Source organism: Volucribacter amazonae (genome assembly GCF_029783845.1).
Lineage (GTDB): Bacteria > Pseudomonadota > Gammaproteobacteria > Enterobacterales > Pasteurellaceae > Volucribacter > Volucribacter amazonae.
Genome location: NZ_LWID01000001.1, coordinates 2172605 through 2196530, shown reverse-complemented (window position 1 = coordinate 2196530; position 23926 = coordinate 2172605). Strand labels below are relative to the sequence as shown.

Annotated in this window: 15 protein-coding genes and 1 pseudogene; 7 read left to right on the top strand and 9 right to left on the bottom strand. The window is 36.8% G+C overall.

Annotated features, from left to right (window positions below; all coding sequences use genetic code 11):
• Positions 1–230: 230 nt before the first annotated feature.
• Entirely contained in the window at positions 231–1658 is a 1428-nt protein-coding gene (hldE, locus tag A6A20_RS10535; RefSeq protein ID WP_279573382.1) for a bifunctional D-glycero-beta-D-manno-heptose-7-phosphate kinase/D-glycero-beta-D-manno-heptose 1-phosphate adenylyltransferase HldE, read from the bottom strand.
• Positions 1659–1784: 126 nt separating this feature from the next.
• On the opposite strand from hldE, the gene lpxL reads away from it, so the two are divergent.
• Positions 1785–2732: an LpxL/LpxP family Kdo(2)-lipid IV(A) lauroyl/palmitoleoyl acyltransferase gene (gene lpxL / locus A6A20_RS10530; protein ID WP_279573381.1), complete on the top strand. Its 948-nt coding sequence runs from the start codon at positions 1785–1787 to the stop codon at positions 2730–2732.
• A gap of 85 nt (positions 2733–2817) precedes the next feature.
• Positions 2818–4023, top strand: coding sequence for an aspartate aminotransferase family protein (locus A6A20_RS10525; RefSeq protein WP_279573380.1), 1206 nt, complete (start codon positions 2818–2820; stop codon positions 4021–4023).
• A 153-nt stretch (positions 4024–4176) separates the two neighbouring features.
• Here the strand turns inward: A6A20_RS10525 and A6A20_RS10520 are convergent, their stop codons facing one another.
• The gene (locus tag A6A20_RS10520) at positions 4177–7746 is read right to left on the bottom strand and encodes a tetratricopeptide repeat protein (protein ID WP_279573379.1); all 3570 of its coding nucleotides are present in this window, start codon (positions 7744–7746) and stop codon (positions 4177–4179) included.
• A 58-nt stretch (positions 7747–7804) separates the two neighbouring features.
• Positions 7805–8341: a ribosome biogenesis factor YjgA gene (yjgA, locus tag A6A20_RS10515; protein ID WP_279573378.1), complete on the bottom strand. Its 537-nt coding sequence runs from the start codon at positions 8339–8341 to the stop codon at positions 7805–7807.
• 207 nt (positions 8342–8548) lie between these two features.
• On the opposite strand from yjgA, the gene pmbA reads away from it, so the two are divergent.
• The gene (gene pmbA / locus A6A20_RS10510) at positions 8549–9898 is read left to right on the top strand and encodes a metalloprotease PmbA (protein ID WP_279573377.1); all 1350 of its coding nucleotides are present in this window, start codon (positions 8549–8551) and stop codon (positions 9896–9898) included.
• Positions 9899–10164: 266 nt separating this feature from the next.
• Positions 10165–10704, top strand: a complete 540-nt coding sequence (gene hpt / locus A6A20_RS10505; protein WP_279573376.1) for a hypoxanthine phosphoribosyltransferase — start codon at positions 10165–10167, stop codon at positions 10702–10704.
• 209 nt (positions 10705–10913) lie between these two features.
• On the opposite strand, the gene A6A20_RS10500 is transcribed toward hpt, so the two are convergent.
• From A6A20_RS10500 to A6A20_RS10490, 3 genes are all read right to left on the bottom strand, one after another.
• Positions 10914–12074: a glycerate kinase gene (locus tag A6A20_RS10500; protein ID WP_279573375.1), complete on the bottom strand. Its 1161-nt coding sequence runs from the start codon at positions 12072–12074 to the stop codon at positions 10914–10916.
• Positions 12075–12084: 10 nt separating this feature from the next.
• Entirely contained in the window at positions 12085–13461 is a 1377-nt protein-coding gene (locus A6A20_RS10495) for a GntP family permease (protein ID WP_279573374.1), read from the bottom strand.
• A 234-nt stretch (positions 13462–13695) separates the two neighbouring features.
• Entirely contained in the window at positions 13696–14793 is a 1098-nt protein-coding gene (locus A6A20_RS10490; RefSeq protein ID WP_279573373.1) for a CdaR family transcriptional regulator, read from the bottom strand.
• Positions 14794–15239: 446 nt separating this feature from the next.
• Here A6A20_RS10490 and aceE point away from each other — a divergent pair, with 446 nt between their 5' ends.
• The 3 genes from aceE to lpdA all read left to right on the top strand — a co-directional run bounded on the left by aceE (position 15240) and on the right by lpdA (position 21406).
• Positions 15240–17903: a pyruvate dehydrogenase (acetyl-transferring), homodimeric type gene (gene aceE / locus A6A20_RS10485; RefSeq protein ID WP_279573372.1), complete on the top strand. Its 2664-nt coding sequence runs from the start codon at positions 15240–15242 to the stop codon at positions 17901–17903.
• A gap of 95 nt (positions 17904–17998) precedes the next feature.
• Positions 17999–19900: a pyruvate dehydrogenase complex dihydrolipoyllysine-residue acetyltransferase gene (aceF, locus tag A6A20_RS10480; RefSeq protein WP_279573371.1), complete on the top strand. Its 1902-nt coding sequence runs from the start codon at positions 17999–18001 to the stop codon at positions 19898–19900.
• Positions 19901–19981: 81 nt separating this feature from the next.
• Complete coding sequence (lpdA, locus tag A6A20_RS10475) at positions 19982–21406, top strand: dihydrolipoyl dehydrogenase (RefSeq protein WP_279573370.1); 1425 nt, start codon at positions 19982–19984, stop codon at positions 21404–21406.
• A gap of 212 nt (positions 21407–21618) precedes the next feature.
• Here the strand turns inward: lpdA and tnpA are convergent.
• The 3 genes and pseudogenes from tnpA to smrB all read right to left on the bottom strand — a co-directional run.
• Positions 21619–21954 (bottom strand): annotated as a pseudogene (gene tnpA, locus A6A20_RS10470) (IS200/IS605 family transposase); the annotation flags it as partial.
• A gap of 206 nt (positions 21955–22160) precedes the next feature.
• Positions 22161–22898, bottom strand: a complete 738-nt coding sequence (locus tag A6A20_RS10465; protein WP_279573369.1) for an NYN domain-containing protein — start codon at positions 22896–22898, stop codon at positions 22161–22163.
• 489 nt (positions 22899–23387) lie between these two features.
• Entirely contained in the window at positions 23388–23900 is a 513-nt protein-coding gene (gene smrB / locus A6A20_RS10460) for an endonuclease SmrB (protein ID WP_279573368.1), read from the bottom strand.
• Positions 23901–23926: the final 26 nt, after the last annotated feature.

Sequence of the window (23926 nt, the reverse complement as noted above, 5' to 3'; positions counted from 1 at the left end):
TTTACAAGGACTCCCCTTTCATTTATTTAAATGTTAATTTTTAAACTATCTTTAATGCTAATAGCAAGTTTTGAGCCATTACACTATTAGTTCTCCAATTTTACCAACGGCAAAATCAATTAACAAAATCAGAGAAATAACAATAAAAATTCCAAAACTCACCGCACTTTAAAGTAGCTAATATTTCATTAAGCCAAATTGTGTTTTATGTTTTTTTCCTTAAAATTCAACTAACTAAGCTCTTGAATTTTTTTAATCACATTACTGGTTGAGCAACCATTTTCAAAGTTTAGTACTTTTACGTCGCCACCATTCGCCCAAACTTCTTGGCTACCTGCAATTTGCTCAGGGTGATAATCGCCACCTTTTACTAATAAATCAGGTAAAATCTCGCTAATAAGGCGTTGTGGCGTATCTTCATCAAAGGCAACCAACCAATCTACTGAACGTAAGCCTGCTAATACGGCTAAACGAGTGTGTAAATCATTAATTGGGCGATTATCCCCTTTAAGGCGTTTCACAGAATCATCGCTATTTACCGCCACAATTAATCGGTCGCCCAGTTTGCGAGCATTGTCTAAATAAGAAACATGACCGGGGTGTAAAATATCAAAACAACCATTGGTCATCACAATTTTTTCGCCACGATTTTTGGCTAATTGCACCGCTTGTTTTAATTGGCTTTCAGTCATAATGCCAAAGCCATTTTCGCAGTGTCCATGAATGGCATTCTCGAGTTCGCTATTGGATACGGTGGAAGTGCCGAGCTTGCCTACTACGATACCTGCTGCCACATTAGCTAAATAACAGGCTTCTTCAAGAGAGCGTTGATCGGCGAGGGCAGTAGCGAGGACGCTAATTACTGTATCGCCAGCCCCTGTTACATCAAACACTTCTTTGGCTTGGGTAGGTAAATGATAGGCTGGATAATGAGGGCGTAATAAGGTCATTCCTTTTTCTGAACGGGTAACTAATAATGCCTCAAGGTCAAAATCCGCAATTAATTTTAGCCCTTTATCAATTAATTCTTGTTCAGTATGACAAGTCCCCACAACCGCTTCAAATTCGGCAAGATTTGGGGTTAATAGAGTCGCCCCACGATAACGCTCAAAATCTGTTCCTTTGGGATCGATTAGCACAGGCACTTGCACCGCACGAGCTAACTGAATCATTTGTTGCACTTGGTTGAGCGTGCCTTTGCCATAATCTGATAAAATTAATGCTCCATAATCACTGAGTGCTTGCTGGAGCTTATCCAATAAAGCAGAGCAATCTACTTGATGAAAATTTTCCTCAAAATCCAAGCGTAATAATTGTTGATGACGAGAAAGAATTCGCAATTTGGTTATCGTAGGGTGGCTTGCCAATTCCACAAAATCACAATCAATATTTTGTTCACTTAATAACTGCGATAAGGCTTGCCCTGTTTCATCTTGCCCTATTAAACCTAATAATTTAACAGGCACATTTAACGCACTGATATTCATAGCCACATTAGCCGCTCCGCCCGCTCGTTGTTCATTTTGTTGTACTTTTACCACAGGAACAGGGGCTTCTGGCGAGATACGATTGGTCGCACCGAACCAATAACGATCCAGCATTACATCACCTAACACTAACACTTTTGCCTGATTAAATTGAGCAGAATATTGCGACATTGCAGTTCTCCGAAAAAATAGTTTGGGCTATTTTAGCATATCCAATAATTTTCAAAATGCCATTTGCATAAAATTCCGTTAAACTATGGGGCATTTGTTTGGCTAAAAATAGCGATATTGTTAAGTATGAGCAATCCAAAAAATAAACTTCCAACATTTCAATGGGCATTTTTAAAACCTAAATATTGGGGATTATGGTTAGCCTTAGCCCTTTGGCGATTACTATTATTGTTGCCCTATCCTTTATTATTAAAAGTGGGGCAAGGGCTAGGTTGGTTATTCGCCCATTTAAAGGTAGGCAAACGCCGTCAGCAAATTGCTCGGCGTAATTTGCAATTATGTTTTCCTGATTATAACCCACAGCAAATTGAACAAATTTTGCAGGAAAATTTAAAAGCCACAGGTATGGCGATTATTGAAACAGGCATGGCGTGGTTTTGGTCGGATAAACGAATCAAAAAATGGTCAAAAATTGAGGGGTTAGAGCATCTCAATAAACAAGATCAGCAAGGCATTATTTTTGTGGGAGTGCATTTTTTAACCTTAGAATTAGGGGCAAGAATTGTAGGGATTGCCCATTCTGGGGTAGGGGTTTATCGCCCTAATGATAATCCCTTGTTAGATTGGTTACAAATGCGTGGGCGTTTACGTTCTAACAAAGCAATGCTTGATCGCAAAGATCTGCGCGGAATGATGAAAGCCTTACGGCGTGGCGAAACCATTTGGTATGCCCCTGATCACGATTATGGACGGCGTAATGCGGTGTTTGTACCGTTTTTTGCAGTGCCTGATGCTTGTACCACCACAGGATCTTATTATTTACTCAAAGCTGCTCCACAAGCGAAAGTCGTGCCTTTTGCACCTTTGCGTAATGCTGATGGTTCGGGTTATACCGTTAGCATTTCGCCACCAGTGGATTTTAGCGATTTAAATGATGAAGTGGCAGTGGCTACACGTATGAATCAAGTGGTGGAACAAGAAATTAACAAAGGCATTAACCAATATATGTGGCTACATCGCCGTTTTAAAACACGCCCAGAACAGGATAGCCCTGATTTATACCAAAACAAATGAATATAAATTCATTTTTATTGACTAGTTATTCATATTTATTTATGCTCTAGGCAATATTGAGCTATAAGGAAAAAAGGATAAGATAATGACAAACTATCATCGCCAATTATTTGATCAAGTCATGGTACAAAATTATGCCCCTGCTCAAATGATCCCAGTGCAAGGCAAAGGGAGCCGAGTATGGGATCAGGCAGGGAACGAATATATTGATTTTACCAGTGGCATTGCGGTAAACGCCCTAGGGCATTGCCCTGAGGAGATTGTAGAAGTTTTAACTGAGCAAGGGCAAAAATTATGGCATTCCAGCAACTGGTTTACCAGTGAACCCGCCTTAGCGCTTGCCAGCCAATTAGTACAGCATACCTTTGCCCAACGGGTAATGTTTGCCAATTCTGGGGCAGAGGCGAATGAGGCAGCCCTTAAATTAGCACGCCGTTATGCCTTAGATCATTTTGGTTACCAAAAAAATAAAATTATTTCCTTTAAACAAAGTTTTCATGGACGTACCTTTTTTACCGTCAGCGTAGGGGGGCAAGCCAAATATTCAGACGGTTTCGGACCAAAGCCTGCGGAGATTATCCACGTTCCTTTTAATGATTTAACCACAGTGCGTGCGGTAATGGACGAGCAAGTCTGTGCGATTATTGTTGAACCAATTCAAGGGGAAAGCGGTATTTTACCAGCGGAAAAATCTTTCTTGCAGGGATTAAGAGCCTTATGTGATGAATATCAAGCTTTGCTTATTTTTGATGAAGTGCAAACAGGAGTAGGGCGTACAGGCTATTTATACGCTTATATGTATTATCAAGTACAACCCGATATTTTAACCACCGCCAAAGCTTTAGGTAACGGCTTTCCTATTAGTGCAATGCTGACCACCGACCATATTGCCAAAAGTTTTTCGTTAGGTGTACATGGCACAACCTTTGGTGGCAACCCCTTAGCCTGTGCCGTTGCCAATAAAGTGCTAGAAATTATTCGCCAACCTGACTTTTTAGCCAATGTCCAACATACCTCGCAACAATTTACCCAAACTTTAAGCGAAATTAACCAAGAGCTTGGCATATTTAAACAAATTCGTGGTATGGGATTATTAATTGGAGCAGAGCTAAACGACAAATGGCAAGGCAAAGCCGCCCAATTTGTTACCCAAGCCTTGGAGCAAGGCGTTATGATTTTACAAGCAGGCCCAAACGTCCTACGTTTCGCTCCAGCGTTAAATATTAAACCTGATGAAGTCAGCGAGGGGTTAGCAAGATTGCGCAAAGGGTTTCTGAGTTTTTGTGGTTAGCTGTTAAGTGCGGTGGGGTTTAAGTTTTTTTGTTATTTGGTTTTGCTAAGAATTTTGTTGTTCTTTCAAAGAGAAAATACCGCATAAAGTAAGTGAAAAGCTTAGCAAAAGTATTTCTGACTTTTGCTAAGCATAACTGATAAATTTTGTCTATTATTTTTTCTTATAATAATTAATAGGTAAAGAGGATTGAATAACGTTAATGGGATTTTCTCCATATATTTCTTTCATCTTTTGGTCTATTTGATATCTCAGATATTCTATTTTCCGACCTTTTTCGGTATTTTCATAATTAGTACCTACAATAATCTCATCCACACAAGAAGTAATATCAGCATATTCTATATAAAGTTGTTGTGTATTTTCACAACATTCTACCCCATCATAGTTATCTTGCACTTTTAATAAGCGAAATTCATCTTCATCTTTAAAGGCATAATCTTTAAATAAATAGCGGATATATTCTAGGTTATCTATATCGGTAATATTTTCTTTTTTTAATAAATCGTTAATTGCTTTTTGAAATTCATTTTTTCTATAACCATTCAAAAATTCATACTTATCATTGTTATATATATCGCTAATATATATGCCAAATTCTCTATTTTTAGTATCAGATATTTTAGTTTCAAAGTCATTATTGTTATTATAATTATCAAGATAAGCAATATAGGCAACTTGATAAATAGGTAAATATATATTTTCTCTTTTATAATTAATATCTTGATTTATAGATATAGTTAATTGCTTAAAATTATTAATGTCTGAAGTTAAGTCTTTAACTTTGTTAGAAATAGAAAAGCTATTATTAATATTTGGCTTATTTCTCCAAAATGCTTTTTTATCAAATACTAAACAACAACCAGAGGCTTCAATGTTATCTTCTTTACCATATAATCTGAATTGGTTAAGATCATTGACACGTTTAGAGAAACAAGTAATAAATGTATGGTATTTTGAATTATTTTTAATATTTTCTATTTCTAACTCTTGTTGACTAAGTAAGTTTAGTAATACTTTTCCTTCATAAGGATCATTCATATAAGTTATACTGTTCATTCTCATCATGGATATAGCATTATCTTGATTGTTTTGTCTATTCAAATTATTTGAATTAATCCCAAATAGTTTCTCACAAACATTTGGTGTTGTATAGTGAGAAAGTTTAATGTGTTCTAGCTCACAAGGCATTAAGTATAAAATATTTAAAATATCTAGAATAGGGTTATCTATTTTATTTAGTTTTTCATTTTTAGATATTATTTGTTTTTTATAGTCAAAAAATTTATTTAAACTTTTATTATCTTTTATTTTTAAGGATTTCTCAAAATAACAGCGTGCTATCCAAATTTGAATATTATTTTTATTTTGTAATTTTTGTTGTTCATCTTTAAGTTTTTCAACAAACTCAAGTGCTTTTTCAAAGTTTTTGATCGCTTTTTTAAAATAATTTAGGGATTCTTTTTGATATTTAATTTTTAATTCTTGTTCCAAGTATTCTAGGATTTTTTCTTGATATTTTGTTTTTAATAATTTTTCCAAGTATTTTAGATATTCTTTCTGATGTTTAGTTTTTAATGTTTTTTCTAAGGGTTTTAGAGCTTTTTCTAGATATTCAGTTTTTAATATCTGTTCCAAATTTTTTAGGACTTTTTCTAGATTTTCGTCTTTTAACTCTTCTTCAAAGTATTTTAGGGCTTCTTCTTGATATTCTATTTTTAATGCTTGCTCAAAATAACAACGTCCAAGCCAATATTGCGCAGTATTTTGCTCTTGGTATTTTTGTTGTTCATCACTAAGTTGTTCAGCAAATTTAAGAGCTTTTCCAAAGCGTTGAATTGCATTTTTAAAGTATTTTAGGATTTCTTCTTGATGTTCTGTTTTTAATGCTTGTTGAAAATAACACTGCCCTAGCCAAAATTGATTATTATTTTGTTCTTGGAGTTTTTGTTGTTCATCGCTAAGTTGCTCAGCGTATTTAAGTGCTTTTTTAAAGTGCTGGATTGCATTTTTAAAGTATTTTAGGGCTTTTTCTTGAAGTTCTGTTTTTAATGCTTGTTGAAAATAACAGCTCCCAAGCCAATGTTGTGCAATATTTTGCTCTTTGAAATTTCGTTCTTCATTACTAAGTTGTTTAGCAAATTTAAGGGATTCTTTAAAGTGGTAGATTGCTTGTTCAAAGTATTTTAGGGCTTCTTTTTGTTGTTTTGTTTTTAATGCCAGTTGAAAATAACAGCGTCCCAACCAATATTGCGCATTATTTTGTTCTTGGAGTTTTTGTTGTTCATCGCTAATTTGCGATGCAAATTCAAGTGCTTTTCCAAAGTGTTGGATTGCATTTTCAATGTATTTTAGGATTTCTTCTTGATGCTTAGTTTTTAATGCTTGTTGAAAATAACAGACTCCTAGATAAAATTTCGCAGTATTTTGTTCTTGGAATTTTTGTTGTTCATCGCTAAGTTGCTCAGCAAATTCAAGTGCTTTTCCAAAGTGCTGGATTGCATTTTCAAAGTAATTTAGGGCTTCTTCTTGATGATCTGTATTTAATGCTTGTTGAAAATAACAGCGTCCTAACCAATATTGCGCATTATTTTGTTCTTGGAGTTTTTGTTGTTCATCGCTAAGTTGCTCAGCAAATTCAGGGGCTTTTCCAAAGTGTTGGATTGCATTTTCAAAGTAATTTAGGGCTTCTTCTTGATGCTCTGTATTTAATGCTTGTTGAAAATAACAGCGTCCCAACCAATATTGCGCATTATTTTGTTCTTGGAGTTTTTGTCGTTCATCGCTAAGTTGCTCAGCAAATTCAAGTGCTTTTTCAAAGTGGTCGATTGCATTTTTAAAGTATTTTAGGGCTTCTTTTTGTTGTTTTGTTTTTAATGCCTGTTGAAAATAACAGCGTCCCAACCAATATTGCGCATTATTTTGTTTTTGGAGTTTTTGTTGTTCATCGCTAAGTTGCTCAGCGTATTTAAGTGCTTTTTTAAAGTGCTGGATTGCATTTTTAAAGTATTTTAGGGCTTCTTTTTGTTGTTTTGTTTTTAATGCCTGTTGAAAATAACAGCGTCCCAACCAATATTGCGCATTATTTTGTTTTTGGAGTTTTTGTTGTTCATCGCTAAGTTGCTCAGCGTATTTAAGTGCTTTTTTAAAGTGCTGGATTGCATTTTTAAAGTATTTTAGTGCTTCTTTTTGATGTTCCGTTTTTAATGCTTGCTCAAAATAACAGCGCCCAAGGATAAATAGTGTATCATTTTTTTCCGGAAGTTTTTGTTGTTCATCTCTAAGTTGCTCAGCAAATTCAAGGGCTTTTCCAAAGTGTTGAATTGCATTTTCAAAGTAATTTAGGGCTTTTTCTTGATGTTCTGTTTTTAATGCTTGTTGAAAATAGCAGTGCCCAAGCATAAATAGTGCATTATTTTGTTCTTGGAGTTTTTGTTGTTCATCGCTAAGTTGCTCAGCAAATTCAAGGGCTTTTCCAAAGTGCTGGATTGCATTTTCAAAGTATTTTAGGGCTTCTTCTTGATGCTCTGTATTTAATGCTTGTTGAAAATAACAGCCTCCTAGATAAAATTTCGCAGTATTTTGTTCTTGTACTTTTTCTTGCGGATCTTCAATATCATCAGCTAATTTTAAAGATTGTTTCGACATTTCAATGGCTTCTGAATATTTCCCATGTTGAAGTAACTGATCTAATTCTTTATATATTTGTTCTAACCTACTCATTTTTAACCCCTCTAAATTTAATAAACCTATCAATAATATTATATCTTACTTATTTTAATCACTCCCCCAACACCAACAACTTCAACTGTTGATAAATCTCTCGATAGGCTTTAGGGGGCTTGTTTTGTTGTTGTTCTTTTTGTGCGGAGCGGATTAGATTGCGTAGCTGTTGGCGATCTGCTTGCGGATATTGTTGTAGTAGATCGTTGAGGGCTTGATCCCCTTGTTGGATAAGCTGATCTCGCCATAATTCCAATTTATGTAGCATTGCTTGCTGTTGATTATGCTTATTCTCTAATTTAGCTAGGGCTTCTTGAATAGGTTCAGGATCGGTGGTGCGGAGCAGTTTGCCTATATATTGTAATTGGCGGCGGCGTGCTTCTTTTTGTAAACGTTGAGCCAGTTCAATGGCGGCTAATAGATTTTCTTCTAGGGGAATTTTTTCCAGTTTCGCTGGGGTTAATTGCGTGAGTTTTTCGCCTAATTTTTTTAATTCTTCTGCATCTCGTTTAATTTCACTTTTGCTGACCCAAATAATTTCTTCTTGTTCTTCATCTAACCAATCTAATTCTGCTTGTTTATTTTTTCTTGCCATTTTTTCTTCCTTTTATCATCTTTTTAAATTTGGGCGACAATATCATCAAAATTTTTGGTATTTTATCACAATGGGATAGAATATATAGGATTAAAGTGGAAGGATAGCCGTCCTCTTTAAAATGATACAGCGTTGGTACGCCTTGCCGTACCGCTTTGTCTTATTTTAAATTAAACGGCAATAATATTGACAGAAAAAGGTTAAAAAATGGATCAAAATCAGACCGCACTTTTGCGACAACAACAAACAGAATTATGTGAGGCGGTGAGTTATGCCGTTGAGTTAGCAACACAAGCAGGGGCAACGGCGGAAGTGGCGGTAACGAAAGTAAGTGGCTTATCCGTATCAGTCCGTTTGAGAGAAGTGGAAAATGTGGAATTTAATAATGACGGAGCATTAGGCATTTCGGTGTATTTAGGGCAACAAAAGGGCAATGCTTCCACTTCGGATTTAAGCCCAACGGCGATTAAAAGTGCAGTGGAAGCGGCGTTAGCCATTGCGAAATATACTTCGCCTGATCCTTGTACAGGCTTAGCGGATAAAGCCTTAATGGCATTTGATGCGCCTGATTTAGATTTATATCATCAAGCGGATATTGATGTGGATCAGGCGTTAGCATTGGCTTTGCAAGCGGAACAAGCGGCGTTAGATTATGATCCGCGTATTGTTAATTCAGAGGGAGCAAGTTTTAATTCTCATTGTGGGATTCGTGTGTATGGTAATAGTTATGGTATGTTGCAAAGCTATTTATCAAGCCGTTATTCTTTGTCTTGTTCTATGATTGCGGCAACGGATAATCAACTGGAGCGTGATTATGAATATACGGTGGCACGCAATATTAATGAATTGGCTGATCCTACTTGGGTAGGCGAGCATTGTGCCAGTAAAACCTTGGCGAGATTACAACCTCGCAAAATTGCCACTCAACAAGTGCCAGTGATTTTTGCCAATGATGTGGCAACAGGCTTAATTTCTCATTTGACCGCTGCAATCAGTGGTGGCAGTTTATATCGTAAATCCAGCTTTTTATTGGATCATTTGGGGAAACAAGTGTTGCCTGATTGGTTTCAAATTAGCGAACGTCCCCATTTAAAAGGGCGTTTAGCTTCCACACCATTTGATAGCGAGGGCGTACGGACGCAGGCAAGAGAAATTATTGAGCAAGGTATTTTACAAACTTATTTGCTTACCAGTTATAGTGGTAAAAAATTAGGTATGCCAAGTACAGGGCATGCGGGCGGTATCCATAATTGGTTGGTTAAACCTAATTTAAACGGAAAACTGACCGCACTTTTACGCCAAATGGGGACAGGATTATTGGTTACCGAAGTCATGGGGCAAGGAGTCAATTTAGTAACTGGCGATTATTCTCGAGGGGCTGCTGGCTTTTGGGTGGAAAATGGCGAAATTCAATATCCAGTTTCAGAAATTACCATTGCAGGACAATTAAAGGATATGTTGCGTCATATTGTAGCAGTGGCTGATGATGTAGAGCATCGCTCAAATATTCAAACAGGCTCAATTTTGCTAGAGAGTATGAAAATTTCTGGTAATTAGATCTAAATGATAATAATTCTTATTGACAAGGTTTTTTTATTTGTTAATATAGCTCCCATCCTGTTGGGAAGTGCGGTAAAAAATACCATTATTTTTGGCTTGCATAGAGAGATTCCAATTAACAGGTAGAGTAGAAAGTAAATTCGTTAGGGTTAATGAAAGGTCGGGGATATACCCCGACTTTTTTTTGACTATAGGTTTGTGAGATAGTGTTATAATAGCGAGCGGTTAGAACGTTATTCAGGTGTAATAATTAAGGAATAAGAATGAAAAAACATTATGTAGAAACATTAATTACACAAGCCGATGTGGCTTCACGCATTAGCGAATTAGGGCATGAAATTAGCCAATATTATCAACATCAGCAAGCGGAAAGATTGATTGTGGTTGGTTTGCTCAAGGGATCTTTTATGTTTATGGCGGATTTAGTGCGTGAACTTCAAGTGCCTGTAATCGTAGATTTTATGACCACTTCCAGTTACGGCTCAGGTATGACTAGTAACCATGATGTTCGTATCGCTAAGGATTTAGAGGGGGATATTAAAGGGGAACATGTGTTAATTGTGGAAGATATTATTGATACAGGTTATACCTTGCAAAAAGTGCGTGAAATTTTAAACTTGCGTGAGCCTAAATCCTTGAGTATTTGTACCTTATTAGACAAACCTTCACGCCGAGAGGTAGAAGTGCCAGTGGATTGGATTGGTTTTTCAATTCCTGATGAATTTGTAGTGGGCTATGGCATTGATTATGCTCAACATTATCGCCATTTAGGCTATATTGGCAAGGTGGTGTTGGAAGCGTAAAAAATTTTGCGAAAACTTACCGCACTTTGAACGATATAGTGAAAAGCAGGCTTATTAGTAAGCCTGTTATTTTGTTTGTTTTATAGTCGCTCCACTTTAAAATGATACGGCGTTGGTACGCCTCGCCTACTTGTACTGTCTTCGGCGTACCGCCTTGTCTCATTTTAAATTGAAACGACTATAAATAAACAGTGTTGGTAGGTTTTACCCTATTTTAAATTGAAACGACTATAATGTCCCTGTGCCAGTTGATAAAGTCTGGCGACATTATGCGCCGTTGAAATCAGGTTTTGTTCAGCTTGAGCTAGGGTATCCGTTAAGTCTGCCACTTGGCGAATAATAGGAAAAACCGCATCAATTCCATAATTATACACCAAGGGATAATCCGATTTTAAACTGCCGACAAGGGCGATAACGGGTTTGTTAAATTGTTTGGCAATATTGGCGACTCCAATGGGGGTTTTACCATGGATACTTTGTGCGTCCATTCTGCCCTCGCCTGTGATAACTAAATCAGCCTGTTTTATTTTCTCTGCTAAATTAACCGCATTGATGACGATTTCTACCCCTGATTTGAGCGTTACCTGTGGTAATAACAATAAACCGCCCCCCATACCCCCTGCCGCACCTGCACCAGCGGGGGTAAGAATATCAAGTTGACAATGCTGTTGTACCATTTGGGCAAAATGTTGTAGAGCAAGGTCTAATTGTTTAATCATTGCTGGGCTTGCCCCTTTTTGTGGGGCAAAAATGGCTGATGCCCCTTGTTCGCCACAGAGCGGATTATTTACATCGCAAGCGACTTCAAGTTGTACATATTGCAAGCGAGGATCGCATTGGCTTAAATCAATATGTGCAATATCCATTAAGGCTTGTCCACCAAAACCGATATCGCGTTGTTGTTGATCTGTAAATTTGATGCCTAAGGCTTGCAACATACCTACTCCACCATCATTGGTGGCACTGCCACCAATACCGAGAATAATGTTATTGACCCCATAATCTAACGCAGCTTTGATTAACTCTCCAGTGCCATAACTGGTGGTAATTAAAGGATTGCGTTGTGCTGGGGGGACGAGATGTAAGCCTGAGGCGGCTGCCATTTCAATAAAGGCTGTTTGCTTATCGCCCGATAATCCCCATACCGCTTGGATTTTATTACCAAGTGGTGCGGTAACTTGCTGGCTTAATAATGTGCCTTGTGTGGCATCAACTAGCGATTGTACCGTTCCTTCGCCACCGTCAGCCATTGGCACTTTTTGATAAGTGGCTTGTTTAAAGATATGTTTAAAGCCGATTTCAATGGCATTGGCAACTTGTAAAGCGGTCAGGCTTTCTTTAAAGGAATCAGGGGCGATAAGGATATTCATAGTTACTCCGTTATAGCAAAATTAATGATAATACATAGACGGTTAATATTCCGACTATTCCCATAATCAAGGTTAGCAAGGTTTGGGTTTTGTAGCCTTGTTGAGGGGTAAGTTTGGTAAAATTAGTAACAACCCAATAATAGCTATCGTTGGCGTGCGATACGCACATTGCACCAGCGGCAATCGCCATAACACAAAGTGTGGCGGCAATTTCTGAAGTTAATCCCAATACTGCCATAAGTGAATCATTAGCGTTAAACATACCCATAATGGCAGCAGTGGTTATAATAGCGACGGTTGAACTACCTTGGGCTGTTTTGAGAATCGCTGAAATGATAAAAGGAAAGAATATGCCAAACGTGCTAATATGATGTGCATTTTGTTTAATATACTCAACAAAACCTGCTTCAATAATAATTTTACCTAAAACACCACCTGCGGCTGTAATAAATAAAATTGGACCAACGATTTTTAGGGTTTCATTGGTAAGTTGATCAAACTCCTTAATTTTTTCTGTTTGCAATAATAAACCAATGGCAAAGATAACTCCAACAGTGAGAGCAATAATAGGATTACCTAGAAATTGAATTATTTCGCCTAATTGTCCACCGATCCCCAAAATTTTTCCTATTGAACCTAGTGCCATAAGCAGGATAGGGAATAAAATTGGGGCTAAACTGAGTAAACCATTGGGAAGTTTACCGTAATGTTGCAGTAATTGTTCATAACTTTGTTGAATAATATGATCTGCCTCTGGCTGTTCTATGCTAACTTTGTTGCCAATATATTTAGCAAAAAGATAGACCGCAAGCAAAACAGGAAGAGATACAACAATTCCCATAATGATAACTAGTAATAAATTATGGCTTAGTCCTAATGCTCCAGCAGCGGCAATAGGTCCCGGTGTAGGCGGAATAAAGACATGTGAGGCATAAAGTCCACCACTTAATGCGACAGCCATACTCACAGGATTTGCCGCAATTTTGCTACGAAGTGCCTCTCGGATAGGGTTAAGTACCACAAATCCACTATCACAAAAAACAGGAATGCCCACAATCCAGCCCATCATAAGCATAGCTAAATCAGGACGTTTTTGTCCTACTAGGCGGACGACTAAATCTGCCAGTTTTAATGCTGCACCTGTTTTTTCCAGAATTGTACCAATGATTGCACCAAGAATAATTACAATGCCAATACTTTTAAAAATGGCACTAAATCCCTCGCCGATAATTGTTGGGATACGATTAAGCTCAATACCTGCGAGCATGGCTAAGGTTAATGATACGCCCATTAAGGCAAGAAATGGGTGAACTTTGATTTTAGCGATTAACCAAATCATAATAATAATCGCTAGAATAAAGGTAATAATAAGTGAGATACCAGTCATAATAGCCTCCAAGGGGATACTATAGTCGTCCAACTTTTTAAATTGAAACGACTATAAGTTGTTATCCTTAGTAATAGATTATTTGGTTAAGCCCGAAATACGGCTAACTTGGGCTAATGTTGATGAGATTAACTATCATCAATAACCATATTAGTGATTTTGCTTAAAAGATGCTTTAGTCAAATGACTAAATTTTTAGCGATATTTCAAGTTATTTTTGTTATTTTATACAAATTATCGGCTTAATAAGGCACAAAGATACAGGTTGAATTTGTCTTCTATGTTATTGATTTTTAAGTTTGTTATTTGTTCAATGCGAGCTAAACGATAGCGTAAAGTATTGGGGTGAATAAAGAGTTTTTGTGCGGTGCGATCAAGATCACAATTTGCTAAAAAATATTGTTGTAAGGTTTTTAACAGCACTTTTTTATTATCTTGTTGTTTAAGTTTTTCGCTGTGTTGCAGGATTTTTTGCATATACCAAGTATCTGTCAAATTAAATAATAACGCAGGAAGAGAATGTTGATCAAAAAAATAATAATGTTGTTTAGGACGCATAGCTAAACCATAGGCGAGAATATTTTGTGCCGTTTGATAAGAGATATACAAGTCTTCAAGTTGCGTACATACTGAGCCAATAGCGACTTTATAATGCTGTTTATTCTGTTGAGGCAATTGTTTATTTAATTGGTGATTTGCTTGTTCCAATGAATTAATATGTTGCAATAAAGCGATTTGAGTAAGATTAATCACAGCATAATCGGTAAAACCAATTTGTTCTAAATGATTAATAAATTCTTGCAAATATTCTGGGCTAGAATGTAGCAATTTAATTACAATAACACGTCTTGTTTGCTGAGGATCAAAGGTAAAGAAAGTAGATTGTTGACGTAATGTAGTGAGATCACCTGTGCCATTAAGTAATTGTAATAAAAATTCCTCTTTATAACGCTTATTCCATTGTTGTTGTTCTTGAATAACAGCTTGCTCAACAATAAGTTCTGTTGCCATTTTAGCCAGTTCTACATAATGCCTTACTTTGTCAGGTTCACCAGAAATACCAATAACACCTATTGATTGATTAAGGTAACGAATGGGAAGATTAATGCCTTGTTTAACTTGATGTTGCCATTGTTGAGCTAGAGTTTGGTTTATTTCCACCATACGATTTTCTCGTAGTGCAATGATGGCACCAATATGGCTTTGCCCAATGCGATTAAGATCCCCTGAGGCAATAATTGTTCCTGTTTCGTCCATAACATTAACGGAGTAGCCGATAATTTTCATTGTACGTTGTACAATTTTTTGTGCGATTTGTTGGTTAAGTTTCATCTTACTAGGTTTTATTTCTTCATTAAATCAAGATAATCCATTGGGTTTAATTTAGCAAATCTTATTATCGCAAAGTATGAATAAGTGGAAACTAAGGTATAAATGCTCAAAGGCTATATAATGATCGGATTGATAGTTATATGGTAATAAATGGCATTTGCGAGTAAATTTGCTGTAATGGCGTGTTAAAAATAGACAAAAACAGGAAAATTTGCTATTTTAGGGGCAAAAATTTTCTATCTTTATTTCAAAAAATTTAATAAAATTTGTATTAATTGTTAAATCCGCTAGAAAAACAGTTTGATTTAACACCGCACTTGAATAAAGCAGATAGGGTTAATTAACAAGTTTAGTTAGCCTTATTGTTATGGACAGAATTAGTTATTCATTGGTTATTTAATCTTCGGATTAAATAGTAACTTTTAACTTAAAAAAAGGAAATGCCCATGTCAGATATGGTTAAGCATGACGTGGATCCGATTGAAACCAACGATTGGTTGTTGGCAATCGATTCAGTAATTCGTGAAGAAGGTGTTGAAAGAGCACAATTTATTATTGAGCAAGTGATGCAACATGCTCGAGCTAATAATGTGGCTTTACCAACGGGAACAACTACCGATTATATTAATACTATCCCAACTTCAGAAGAACCTAATTATCCGGGAAATCTTGATTTAGAACGCCGTATTCGTGGGGCGATTCGTTGGAATGCGATTATGACCGTATTACGTGCGTCTAAAAAAGATTTAGAGTTAGGCGGACATATGTCTTCTTATCAGTCAGCGGCAACAATTTATGAAGTGTGTTTTAACCATTTCTTTAAAGCGCGTACTGAGAAAAATGGTGGCGATTTGGTTTTCTTCCAAGGTCATATTTCGCCAGGGATTTATGCTCGTGCCTTTTTAGAAGGACGTTTAACGGAAGAACAACTTGATAATTTCCGTCAAGAAGTGCATGGTAAAGGCTTATCTTCTTATCCTCATCCGAAATTAATGCCAGAATTTTGGCAATTCCCAACGGTATCAATGGGGTTAGGCCCATTGAATGCTATTTATCAAGCACGTTTCTTAAAATATTTGCATCATCGTGGTTTAAAAGATACTTCGGATCAAACCGTTTATGCTTTCCTTGGTGATGGCGAAATGGACGAAGTAGAATCTCGTGGCGGTATTTCTTTTGCGGCTCGTGAGAAATTAGATAACTTAGTTTTTGTTATTAACTGTAACTTACAGCGTTTAGATGGGCCTGTAACCGGGAATGGTAAAATTATTCAAGAATTAGAAGGCTTGTTTAATGGTGCTGGCTGGGAAGTGATTAAAGTGATTTGGGGGCGTCGTTGGGATCGTTTATTGCAACGTGATACTTCAGGTAAATTATTACAATTAATGATGGAAGTGGTTGATGGCGATTACCAAACCTTGAAATCAAAAGACGGTGCTTATGTGCGTGAGCATTTCTTTGGTCGTTATCCTGAAACTGCTGCTTTGGTTGCAGAAATGACTGATGATGAAATTTGGGCATTAAATCGTGGTGGTCATGATCCATTAAAAGTGTTTGCGGCATTTAATAAAGCCAAACAAGTAAAAGATAAACCTGTGGTATTATTGGTAAAAACCATTAAAGGTTATGGTATGGGTGAAGCGGCGGAAGGACGTAATATTGCTCACCAAGTGAAAAAAATGGATATGTCAGGCGTGAGATATGTGCGTGATCGTTTCAATATCCCTGTATCTGATGAAGATATTGAGAAATTACCATACATTAAGTTTGAAGAGGGTTCAGAAGAATATAAATATTTACATGAACGTCGTCAGGCATTAAATGGTTATTTACCAACACGCTTACCGAAATTCACTCAGAAATTAGAAGTGCCTGCTTTAGAAGATTTTGCTCAATTATTTGAAGCACAATCTCGTCCAATTTCTACCACAATGGCATTTGTTCGCTCATTAAATATCCTATTGAAAAATAAATCCGTAGGTAAACATATTGTGCCTATTTTAGCGGACGAAGCACGTACTTTTGGTATGGAAGGTTTGTTCCGTCAAATCGGTATTTACAATCCACATGGGCAAAACTATACCCCACAAGATCGTGAGCAAGTGGCTTATTATCGTGAGGCAGTTGATGGTCAAGTGTTACAAGAGGGGATTAATGAACAAGGTGCAACAGCCTCTTGGCTTGCAGCTGCAACCTCATATTCTACCAATGATGTGCCAATGATCCCATTCTATATTTATTACTCAATGTTTGGTTTCCAACGTGTGGGTGATTTAATGTGGGCGGCAGGTGATCAGCGTGCAAGAGGATTTATGGTTGGTGGAACTTCAGGGCGTACTACCTTAAATGGTGAGGGATTACAGCACGAAGATGGTCATAGCCATATTCAATCTTTAACCATACCTAACTGTATTTCTTATGATCCTGCTTTTGCGTACGAAGTTGCAGTAATTATGCAAGACGGTGTAAACCGTATGTATGGCGAGGCACAAGAAGATATTTATTATTATATCACTACTTTAAATGAAACCTATGATCAGCCGGCAATGCCAAAAGGGGCAGAAGAAGGTATCCGTAAAGGGGTTTATAAATTTGAAACGGTAAATGGTCAAGGTAAAGGTAAAGTACAGTTACTTGGTTCTGGGGCGATTTTACGCCATGTGCGTGAAGCGGCGAAATTACTCGCTGATGAATATGGTGTAACCTCAGATGTGTATTCAGTAACTTCATTTACTGAATTAGCTCGTGAAGGTGCGGATGCAGATCGTTACAATTTCTTACACCCAGAGGCGGAAAATCGTGTACCTTATATTGCACAAGTAATGAATGATGCTCCAGCAGTAGCAGCAACAGACTATATGAAACTCTTTGCTGAGCAAGTGCGTGCTTATGTGCCAGCACAAAGTTATCGTGTATTAGGAACTGACGGTTTCGGACGTTCTGATAGTCGTGAAAATTTACGTGAGCATTTTGAAGTGAATGCACATTACGTTGTGATTGCAGCATTAACTGAGCTTGCTAAACAAGGTACGCTTGATAAGAAAGTGGTTGCTGATGCTATTGCTAAATATGGCATTGATGCAGATAAAATTAACCCACTTTATGCATAATCTGAAATTTGTTTTTTAGTTTTTAGAGGGGAATGTGCTTATTCCTCTCTTCATTAAAATAGATACTAAAAAACAGCACAAAAAGGTAAGATAATATGTCAAAACAAATTCAAATTCCTGATATTGGTGGCGATGAAGTTACGGTTACAGAAGTGATGGTAAAAGCTGGCGATACAATTGACGTTGATCAAAGTGTCATTAATGTTGAAGGCGATAAAGCCTCAATGGAAGTGCCTGCGCCAGAAGCAGGTGTTGTTAAAGAAGTTTTGGTAAAAGTGGGCGATAAAGTGTCCACAGGAACACCAATGTTAGTGCTTGAAGAAGCAGGCGCATCTCAACAAACCTCTGCCCCTCAAGCAGAAAGTCAACCTCAATCAGCACCACAAGCAAGCTCAGTAGTTGAAGTTCATGTGCCTGATATTGGCGGCGATGAAGTCAATGTTACCGAAATTATGGTAGCAGTGGGCGATCAGGTTGAAGAAGAACAATCTTTAATTACCGTTGAAGGCGATAAAGCTTCAATGGAAGTGCCAGCTCCGTTTGCGGGTAAAGTGGTGGAAATTTTAGTGAAATCTGGCGATAAAGTGTCAACAGGTTCATTAATTATGAAATTTGAAGTGGCAGGAGCTAGTTCAACAGCAGCACAAGAGAATTCAGCATCAGCGACAACAGAAACTTCCGCTGCACCAGCTACAACAGGTGTAGTTGATGTAAATGTGCCTGATATTGGTGGCGATGAAGTGAATGTTACCGAAATTATGGTGGCAGTGGGCGATCAAGTTGAAGAAGAGCAGTCGTTAATTACCGTTGAGGGCGATAAAGCCTCAATGGAAGTGCCAGCGCCATTTGCGGGTAAAGTGGTAGAAATTTTAGTGAAATCTGGCGATAAAGTGTCAACAGGTTCATTAATTATGAAGTTTGAAGTGGCAGGTTCAGCACCAGCTAAAGTGGAAACAACGGCGACAGCTCAACCACAAACCGCTGCGCCAGCAACCTCAACCGCATCAGCAAGCTCAGCACCAGTGGCAGATCAAAATGAAGTTACTTCAGCCTCAACCTTTGCTCACGCAACACCAGTGGTACGCCGTTTAGCACGTGAATTCGGGGTAAACTTAGATAAAGTAAAAGGCACAGGACGTAAAGGTCGTATCTTAAAAGAAGATGTTCAGGCTTATGTGAAAGCGGCGGTCAAAGCAGTAGAAAGTGGTAGCGTGTCAGCATCGGCAGGAACAGCAGGAGCAAATGGTGCTGGCTTAGGCTTATTACCATGGCCGAAAGTGGATTTCAGCAAGTTTGGGGAAACCGAAGAAGTTGAATTAGGTCGTATCCAAAAAATCTCTGGAGCGAATTTACACCGTAACTGGGTAATGATCCCACATGTAACCCAATGGGATAAAGCGGATATTACTGAACTAGAGAAATTCCGTAAAGAACAAAATGTTTTAGCTGAAAAACAAAAACTTGAAGTAAAAATTACTCCATTGGTGTTTATTATGAAAGCGGCGGCGAAAGCCTTAGAGGCTTATCCACGTTTTAATAGTTCAATTTCAGAAGATGGACAACGCTTAACCTTGAAAAAATATGTCAATATTGGGGTAGCTGTTGATACACCAAATGGATTAGTGGTACCTGTATTCAAAGATGTGAATAAAAAAGGCATTATTGAATTATCGCGTGAATTAGCCGAAGTATCTAAAAAAGCACGTGCAGGTAAATTAACTGCGAGTGATATGCAAGGTGGTTGTTTCACTATTTCAAGTTTAGGTGGTATTGGTGGTACACACTTTACCCCAATCGTCAATGCCCCTGAAGTGGCAATCTTGGGTGTATCTAAATCTGAAATGACACCAGTTTGGAATGGTAAAGAGTTTACGCCTCGCTTAATGTTGCCATTGTCTTTATCTTACGATCATCGTGTGATTGATGGTGCAGACGGAGCAAGATTTATTACCTTTATTAATGGGGTATTAAGCGATCTACGTCGTTTAGTGATGTAATGTAATAATGGGCATTTATGCCCATTATGAATTTCAGTAAAAGTGCGGTGCAAAATCGCAAAATTTTTACGAGGAAAGAAAATGAATAAAGAAATAAAAACTCAGGTAGTGGTGCTAGGTGCAGGTCCAGCAGGCTATTCTGCCGCTTTCCGCTGTGCTGACTTAGGTTTAGATACAGTGATTGTTGAACGCTTTTCTACTTTAGGCGGTGTTTGTTTGAATGTGGGCTGTATTCCCTCAAAAGCCTTATTACACGTTGCTAAAGTTATTGAAGAGGCGAAATCTCTTGCAGAACATGGTATCGTCTTTGGCGAGCCAACCACTGATATTGATAAAATCCGTAGCTGGAAAGAAAAAGTCATTAGCCAATTAACGGGCGGTCTTGCTGGTATGGCAAAACAACGTAAAGTGCAAGTGGTAAATGGTTACGGTAAATTCTCTGGAGCAAATTCCATTATTGTGGCTGGTGAAGAAGGCGAAGTAACCGTACATTTTGATAATGCTATTATTGCTGCGGGTTCTCGTCCAATTCAATTACCTTTTATTCCCCATGAAGATCCTCGCATTTGGGATTCAACCGATGCCTTAAAATTAACAGAAGTGCCAAAAAATCTCTTGATTATGGGCGGTGGTATTATCGGTTTAGAAATGGGAACAGTTTATCACGCATTAGGGGCAAATATTGATGTGGTTGAAATGTTTGACCAAGTGATCCCTGCAGCGGATAAAGATATTGTTGGTATTTACACCAAACGTATTGAGAAGAAATTTAACTTACTACTTGAAACCAAAGTAACTGCGGTAGAGGCTAAACAAGACGGTATCTATGTTTCTATGGAAGGCAAAGCCGCCAACGAAACACGCCGTTATGATGCCGTATTGGTAGCCATTGGACGTACACCAAATGGTAAGTTAATTGATGCACATGTAGCAGGTGTGGAAGTTGATGAGCGTGGCTTTATTCACACTGATAAACAAATGCGTACCAATGTACCACATATTTTTGCTATTGGTGATGTGGTAGGACAGCCAATGTTAGCCCATAAAGGGGTACATGAAGGGCATGTGACTGCGGAAGTGATTGCCGGACAAAAACATTATTTTGATCCAAAAGTCATTCCATCTATTGCTTATACTGAGCCAGAAGTAGCGTGGGTTGGTAAGACCGAGAAAGAATGTAAAGCCGAAGGGATTAACTATGAAGTTGCTAAATTCCCTTGGGCGGCATCAGGACGTGCAATTGCTTCTGATTGTGCTGATGGTATGACCAAATTAATCTTTGATAAAGATAGTCATCGTGTAATTGGTGGTGCTATCGTTGGTACAAACGGTGGCGAATTATTAGGCGAGATTGGCTTAGCCATTGAAATGGGCTGCGATGCCGAAGATCTTGCTTTAACTATCCACGCTCACCCAACCCTACACGAATCAGTAGGACTTGCCGCTGAAGTATTTGAAGGTTCAATTACTGACTTACCAAATCCGAAAGCGAAAAAGAAAAAATAGGCTGATTTAAGCAAATAATAACCCGCACGTAAAACGTGCGGTTTTTTTAGGCTCTATTCCTATTACTTCATATGCTCCTCAAAGAGCGTATGAAAACTAACAACCGCACAATAATTCTATTACTTACCCCTTATAAAGAAGTCAACATATTTTTTCTTCAATAAATTATCCTTAGTCATATCTTCTTTTTCTTAATTTCTTATCTATTCCTATATCACTTTTGTATTTAAACCTACCCTAATTACATAATTCCCCTTTTCCTCAAAGTTTCGGTTTTCATACTTATATTTTTCTTTCAAATATCCGCAACGAAGATTTCCCTTTCAAGTATCCCATAAAACTTGATACCGATAACTTTGGAGGAATTCTTAAAAGCATATGAATATGCTCCTTCATTGTATGTGCTTCTATGGCTCCCACATTTTTATAACTGTATAATTACCTTAATATGCCTCCTATACCAAATCTTAATTTCCCATATACCACCTTTCTTCTATATTTGGGAATAAAGACTATAGATACTTATAGTTACACTTTGTGTGATATAATTAAATCGTCATTAGATTTTGTTACGGTTGACCTATCCTACTATATTTTGAATTTTAATTACCAGCCTTATTCATTATATAGGGAGGATTTTTCTTTTCATCACTTAAGCCCTTTGATTCTATACGCATAACATATGTTTTTTATAGCTAAATTTTAGAGCTGATTTTAAGGGTGTATTTTTTTGAAATCAGTTACTTGAATAATATTATTTTTTTAATTTTATATAAAATTGGTTGTTACCTATAATTTTACAGTCAAATATTTGATGATATTCTTTTACTAATGTGCTTAGTTTTTTAAAGCCATAATTTTTAGGAGTAAATTTAGGATCAATTTCTCGCCATTTTTTACCTAACAAGCCTAATTGAATCCAATGATTTTCTGGCAAGTTCTTTTTTAGTTGTTGCTTTACTTTTTCTATTTTTATTTGATTAACAGATTGAGTAGGATAATAAAATATTATTTTTTCATTATTTATGCTGATATCAAATAAATGTTCAACATTAATAAATCTAGTACAAGCATAACGGAATGCTTTAGGTGTTTTTTCCATACCGAAACCATAAACATACATACCTTGTTCTTTTAATCTAATGGCAAGCGAGGTAAAATCACTATCGCTGGATACAATACAAAAACCTTGAATATGTGGATATTGATAAAGTAAATCCATAGCATCAATAATCATAAAACAATCAGTTGCATTTTTACCTTTTGTATATTCAAATTGTTGTATGGGCTTAATAGCATATTTATTAATTATTTCTTTCCATTGGTCATTCTTTCCAATAAAGTTGCCGTAAACCCGTTTTATAATAGGGTTACCCAATTTATTTATTTCATTAAGTATTACTTCAATATATTTAATAGAAATATTGCCATCATCAATTAACACCGCTAAGGATATAGATGTTGAAGTCTTATTTAATAAGTTTTTTAACATATATAAACAATACATAATTTTTAAATTTATATTCGGCATTTTATTGGAGAAAGTAGAAAATGGGAAATTAAATATAAATAATTATAAATTTTTATCAAATTTTGCGTTTTATATCTCAAATTGAAAATTTTTATTAAGGATTTTTGTGGGGATTTATCATTTTTTGTGAAGTAAGAACGATAAAAGGGAGTAAAATATAGTCATCCTTCTTTAAAAGAATATAGCTTCAACCAGCCTTTACTGTACTACCGTTACAGTTTTTAGCTAATCACCTTTTCTTATTTTAAAATGGAATGACTATAATTTTTTGCCGTGAAAAAGTAAAATGAGAAAATATTATAGCCAATTTTTAAATCCTGTTTATAGTAACAAGATAATGTGCAATTAGATTATAAAAAGAGCAAGAGATCTTCATTGACAATAGTATCCTCCTTGAAAAAGTATAAAAAATCTATTGATTTTTCATTGCAAGTAAAAATTTTAGCCCAATTAATTTTCAACCAAAACCAAAATCGCCGCTTCACCGCCCCATTCTTTTGGGGCTTGATGTAATGCGCGTACTTTGGGGTGTTGCACGAGCCAACGCGGGATTTGTCGTTTTAAGGTAAAGGTGCCGTAACCTGTCATAATGCAAGCACAAAAAAGATGTTCTTTTTCACAAGCCAACAGTAATGCAGCTAATTCTTGCTTGGCTTGTTGCTTGGTTAAACCATGTAAATCTAAAAATAAATCAGGGCAAAAATCACCACGGCGTAATTGTTTTAATAAATGGGGATTTTCGCCCTCCCGTAAATATTTCACATTATTTTCTTCATTAAGCAAGGGTTCGTATTGGTCGGAAAAATAAAATAAATTATCCTGTTTCTCACGTTGTTCTCGCTTTGGTGAGCGAGTGATTGTTTTCTTATTTTGTATTGCTACAAATGTATCTTGTTTGATTGGTTTACAGCCTTTTACGGCAGTTCTAAATAACGCAATGTCTTGCTGTGCTAATTTTTTCATCTTAAAAACTTTTCTATTTTATACCG

Coding starts and splice junctions, on each gene's coding strand:
- hldE (WP_279573382.1), bottom strand. CDS start 1,658: ATGTCGCAATATTCTGCTCAATTTAATCAGGCAAAAGTGTTAGTGTTA.
- lpxL (WP_279573381.1), top strand. CDS start 1,785: ATGAGCAATCCAAAAAATAAACTTCCAACATTTCAATGGGCATTTTTA.
- A6A20_RS10525 (WP_279573380.1), top strand. CDS start 2,818: ATGACAAACTATCATCGCCAATTATTTGATCAAGTCATGGTACAAAAT.
- A6A20_RS10520 (WP_279573379.1), bottom strand. CDS start 7,746: ATGAGTAGGTTAGAACAAATATATAAAGAATTAGATCAGTTACTTCAA.
- yjgA (WP_279573378.1), bottom strand. CDS start 8,341: ATGGCAAGAAAAAATAAACAAGCAGAATTAGATTGGTTAGATGAAGAA.
- pmbA (WP_279573377.1), top strand. CDS start 8,549: ATGGATCAAAATCAGACCGCACTTTTGCGACAACAACAAACAGAATTA.
- hpt (WP_279573376.1), top strand. CDS start 10,165: ATGAAAAAACATTATGTAGAAACATTAATTACACAAGCCGATGTGGCT.
- A6A20_RS10500 (WP_279573375.1), bottom strand. CDS start 12,074: ATGAATATCCTTATCGCCCCTGATTCCTTTAAAGAAAGCCTGACCGCT.
- A6A20_RS10495 (WP_279573374.1), bottom strand. CDS start 13,461: ATGACTGGTATCTCACTTATTATTACCTTTATTCTAGCGATTATTATT.
- A6A20_RS10490 (WP_279573373.1), bottom strand. CDS start 14,793: ATGAAACTTAACCAACAAATCGCACAAAAAATTGTACAACGTACAATG.
- aceE (WP_279573372.1), top strand. CDS start 15,240: ATGTCAGATATGGTTAAGCATGACGTGGATCCGATTGAAACCAACGAT.
- aceF (WP_279573371.1), top strand. CDS start 17,999: ATGTCAAAACAAATTCAAATTCCTGATATTGGTGGCGATGAAGTTACG.
- lpdA (WP_279573370.1), top strand. CDS start 19,982: ATGAATAAAGAAATAAAAACTCAGGTAGTGGTGCTAGGTGCAGGTCCA.
- A6A20_RS10465 (WP_279573369.1), bottom strand. CDS start 22,898: ATGTTAAAAAACTTATTAAATAAGACTTCAACATCTATATCCTTAGCG.
- smrB (WP_279573368.1), bottom strand. CDS start 23,900: ATGAAAAAATTAGCACAGCAAGACATTGCGTTATTTAGAACTGCCGTA.